Origin of the sequence: Salipiger aestuarii (assembly GCF_003259905.1) — a bacterium.
In the GTDB taxonomy this organism is placed as follows: domain Bacteria; phylum Pseudomonadota; class Alphaproteobacteria; order Rhodobacterales; family Rhodobacteraceae; genus Salipiger; species Salipiger aestuarii.
The window spans coordinates 1-3,700 of record NZ_QLMG01000098.1; the positions used below are offsets into that span (position 1 = coordinate 1).

The 3,700-nt window shown below is 60.3% G+C and carries 5 protein-coding genes; 1 reads left to right on the forward strand and 4 read right to left on the reverse strand.

Annotation, left to right across the window (positions count from 1 at the left end; genetic code table 11):
* Positions 1–43 precede the first annotated feature (43 nt).
* The 4 genes from ATI53_RS22515 to ATI53_RS22525 all read right to left on the reverse strand — a co-directional run bounded on the left by ATI53_RS22515 (position 44) and on the right by ATI53_RS22525 (position 3,370).
* The gene (locus ATI53_RS22515; RefSeq protein ID WP_111551426.1) at positions 44–343 is read right to left on the reverse strand and encodes a recombinase family protein; all 300 of its coding nucleotides are present in this window, start codon (positions 341–343) and stop codon (positions 44–46) included.
* A gap of 119 nt (positions 344–462) precedes the next feature.
* Positions 463–756 (reverse strand): hypothetical protein, encoded by a 294-nt coding sequence (locus ATI53_RS23080; protein ID WP_146610006.1) that lies wholly within the window; start codon positions 754–756, stop codon positions 463–465.
* Between the two features lie 50 nt (positions 757–806).
* Complete coding sequence (locus tag ATI53_RS22520; RefSeq protein ID WP_111551427.1) at positions 807–1,703, reverse strand: TniB family NTP-binding protein; 897 nt, start codon at positions 1,701–1,703, stop codon at positions 807–809.
* Between the two features lie 5 nt (positions 1,704–1,708).
* On the reverse strand, positions 1,709–3,370 hold the full coding sequence (locus ATI53_RS22525; RefSeq protein ID WP_111551428.1) for a TnsB C-terminal domain-containing protein: 1,662 nt from the start codon (positions 3,368–3,370) through the stop codon (positions 1,709–1,711).
* 68 nt (positions 3,371–3,438) lie between these two features.
* On the opposite strand from ATI53_RS22525, the gene ATI53_RS23540 reads away from it, so the two are divergent.
* A complete protein-coding gene (locus ATI53_RS23540) occupies positions 3,439–3,624 on the forward strand; it encodes a hypothetical protein (RefSeq protein WP_152335043.1) in 186 nt (61 codons plus the stop codon).
* The last annotated feature ends 76 nt before the right edge of the window (positions 3,625–3,700 follow it).

The window sequence follows — 3,700 nt, forward strand, 5'->3', positions numbered from 1 at the left end:
ACCGCCTCGACGAGCTGTTGCCGTGGAACTGGGCGCCGATCGCTCAGGAGGCCAAGGCCGTCGCCTGATCTGCGGTCCTTACCGGCCGGTTACCATCCAACTCATGCACCAGATTCAGAACGTCTCGGGTCGACCGCCCAAGGCGGTCGAGGCGATGCACGACCAGCTCGTCACCTGCACGCAAAAACTCCAGGACGGTTGCCAGTTCGGTGCGACCGTCACGGGACGCCCCGGAACCGGTTTCGGCGCGGACAATCTCACAGCCTGCTGCCTTCAGCTTGGCTTTCTGGATTTCGAGGTCCTGACTTGTTGAGCTGACGCGGGCGTAACCGATCTTGGGCATGGAGAAATGTCACTTTAGGGTGGCTATAATACTGATACTGTCACAATACTCGCCACGCTACTCATTTGTGACATTTTCAACTGTCACATCCGAACGTCACCCACGGGTGTGCCCAAATGTTACGATTTCGGCGGGAAAGCCCATTCATATCTCTGTCGTCCCTCGGGCGTGGCTATCCATGCTTCAAGTTCCGCGTATAGGCGTGCGACATTGCGGCGACGGCGCGCCTCGAAACCACGCAACTCATCAATTGGAATGCCGAGGCCGACGGAGAGGTGCTCCAACACATCCTCTGTGGGGTGAGTAAAGGAACGGGCCTCTTCATCCGTATGTGCAATTTTGAGAGCATAGTAGCAAAAGCTTTCGAAGGGGACGCTATAGAGACGGGCTAGGCTTTGCACATATTGCCGCAAAGTCTCGATCTCCTTGGGAGGCGGGCGCAGCGGCCATGCGGGTTCCAACTTTATGCCCGAAGTTCCCGTTCCATCATCTGCCGCCGGTAGGAGGGTGCCTGGAAAGGGCAGCGCAACAGGTCTTCTCTCTCGATGCGCTCCCGTCCTTCCGTCAGGGCATGTGCTGCTGCGCTTGAAAGAAGCTGGTGCATTTCCCCGATCAGGCCCTCCGAGCGCTCCACGATTACCCTGCGCAACGCAGGCAGACCGAGACCGGACGGCCCGCGCAGGGGGATCACTGTCTCGAAGCTGGCCAGCGGCCGCCCGGTCTCGGCATCGTCCCCCCACTTCGATAGCAAAAAGGGCTGGAAGCGGTTTTCGAGCTGGTCGTCCAACCGCAGGGCCAGCCACGCATCCTTGGTCCCGAGTGCGACAATCGGGATACGCAACTCATTGCCCAGATAACGGATAAGCCCCAAAATTTCGCGCTGCCGCGATGATGGGCCGCAAAGCAGGTTGTGCAACTCGTCAATGACGAGCAGCCGCACCCCGCATGCCCGCATGAGATTCAGTGTCAGTGCATTGCGCCGGTCGGTCTTTCGGATGTTCCCGAGAGGTGATCCCAATGCGTCGAGCAACTGTGCGTAGAAACGGGGCGCGGTCACGTCCGGCATCATCTGGACCGACAGGACCGGAAAAATATGTCGGTCCCTTTCTTCCGAACTTCGCCGGGGGTGCTGGCGCTGGAATTTCTCGGCGATGGTCGATTTGCCGTTGTTGCTCAGCCCGACGACCGGCATGTTCTGCGGTCGAACACGGCCGGGTTGCGTCGCCAACAGCATGTCCATACGTTTCAGGGCATCCTGCGCGCGGGAATAGCCGATCCAGCGGTCGGTTGCGAAACAATCGAGCCGTTCGATAGCAGGCTTTTCCGCGATGCGTCGGGCTTCGGGTCGAAGATGGTCCATCTGCCCTACCACTCTTCAATGTCGGTGAATGGGTGCGGTGGAGCGCCCGGTTCGTCTTGCGAAAGTTCGCCCAAGTCGAGAGCCTCCTGTTGCTTCACCAATGGAGGTTGTCGATCCAGCACCGGCCGCGACCGACGGCGGCGGGCGCTCTTAGAAAGCCGGGCCGCGTTGTGCTCGATCTCCTGCATTTCCTCGAATGCGGAGAAAATGGCGTCCTCGTCCACGGTCGCCGCATTGCGTTCCTGGGCACGTCGCCGCGCTGCCCGATGTTCCCAGAGCGTGATCGACGGTCGGGAGAGTGTGCGATACTGCACTTCGAGCCAGGAACCGTCGAACGGGTCGAGAACATATACACGGGAAAGGTCTCGTGGGTCGCGACGCAGGGTCAGATGTCCCTCCGTCCGGACGTCGCGCGAGACGATCCACGGTTTCAGGGCGTTCGAGAAATAGCGGATACGATCTACGGTGAATCCGTCGCGTTGCAACGTTCTACGCAGAACCGGGAGGAAGTCGATCAGATAGCTGCGCATGTCACGCGGGATGGCGATGCTGCCACCGGATCGGCTCAAGGCCACGAGACCTTTGTCCAGCCGCGCAACCGGCGCGGTGCCGTCCAGGCCACGATGCCCGGACAGGTGATAGTCCTTGCAAATCGCAACCGTCAGCCAGCGTTCCAGTTCTTCAAGGGTCAGGCAGGCCTGTCTTTCGCTGTCGTATGCGCCGCGCTGCGCCGTGTTGGAAAATGTCGTGCCCGGCAACTTGTGAATGCGCCGCATGAGGGTGCCGATCACACGCTCTACAATGCCACCGAACTGAGGTTGCCCCGGCGGTCGCCAGTCGATCTCGATACCATGTTGCGCGCACCCGCGCTCGAAAGCCTGCGAGTGGAACTCGCCTGCATTGTCCACGCCGATCTTCTTTGGCTTTCCCGCAATCGACCACTCCACATCCGCGACGCCGCGCGCTGTCATCCAGGTTTTCTTATCGTCGGCGACGTGGGCGAGGCACAGGCCGACGCTCGCGGCGGAAGGGGGATCAAGGCTAACATGGAAGCCCGCAATCATCCGGCTCATCGCGTCAATCGCAACCGTCAGATATGGCCGCCCGATTGGCAGACGCTCGAACGGATCGACCAGAATGACATCGACCGGCATGTGATCGATCTGCACGACGTCGAGCGGGTATTTCGGGATCGGGGTCGCGCCGAGGATCGGCTTCGTGTCCGGATCATCTTCGCGGAGCCGTGGCGCGATACCCTTATCGATCAGGTTAACCCGTCGCCTGATCGTGGCTTCGCTCGGAGGCGAAATCCCCGCCTTGCAGCACTCGACCTGAACCGCCCTCGAGATTTCCGAGGGGCGCGCCTTCTGCCGTTTGAGATAGCGGCCTTCGATGACATGACCGATGATCTCTTCCCGATCCCCCGCGATCCGCGTCTTGCGCGGAGCACCGCGGCCATCGCGCGGCAAGAGCGCGGTGACTGCGCCGTTTTCTTCACGGAGCCGGCGGATTAGCCTGTAAGCCCAACGTTCGGAAATTTTCAGATCAATCGCTGCAACGCGGACAAGGTGCGCTGGTGCTTCATGGAGCGCGGCAAGTGGCCGAAGCAAGGCCGCCCGTTCCTCGGCCTTCTGCCATACGTCTTTCGGAACGGATTCCAGGTCCATGACCGATCCTGCCTCCTGCAACGCGCTGAACCGTTCTCTGACGGCCTTGCAACACACTGAACTGCCTGGTGAGCAGTATTGAAGTCTTTTGTGACAAGCGCGTGTCAATAAAAACAACGGACAGTGCTGAACCTATTTATGAAAAACGACACCCCGCGCCCGCGCCAAGCGTAGAAGTGAAATCGGCTTTTGCCGTTCGCCAGCTTGCGCCGGACGCGATGAACGCCTTTAGGCGCAGGATTCCTAACCAATAGATGACGGTTGCTGCGAGGGCGCTGGCTGAGAGGAAGACCTTCGGACATCTGTCCTATCGGGTCGCCCCGCGCCTCC

Coding starts and splice junctions, on each gene's coding strand:
- ATI53_RS22515 (WP_111551426.1), bottom strand. CDS start 343: ATGCCCAAGATCGGTTACGCCCGCGTCAGCTCAACAAGTCAGGACCTC.
- ATI53_RS22520 (WP_111551427.1), bottom strand. CDS start 1,703: ATGGACCATCTTCGACCCGAAGCCCGACGCATCGCGGAAAAGCCTGCT.
- ATI53_RS22525 (WP_111551428.1), bottom strand. CDS start 3,370: ATGGACCTGGAATCCGTTCCGAAAGACGTATGGCAGAAGGCCGAGGAA.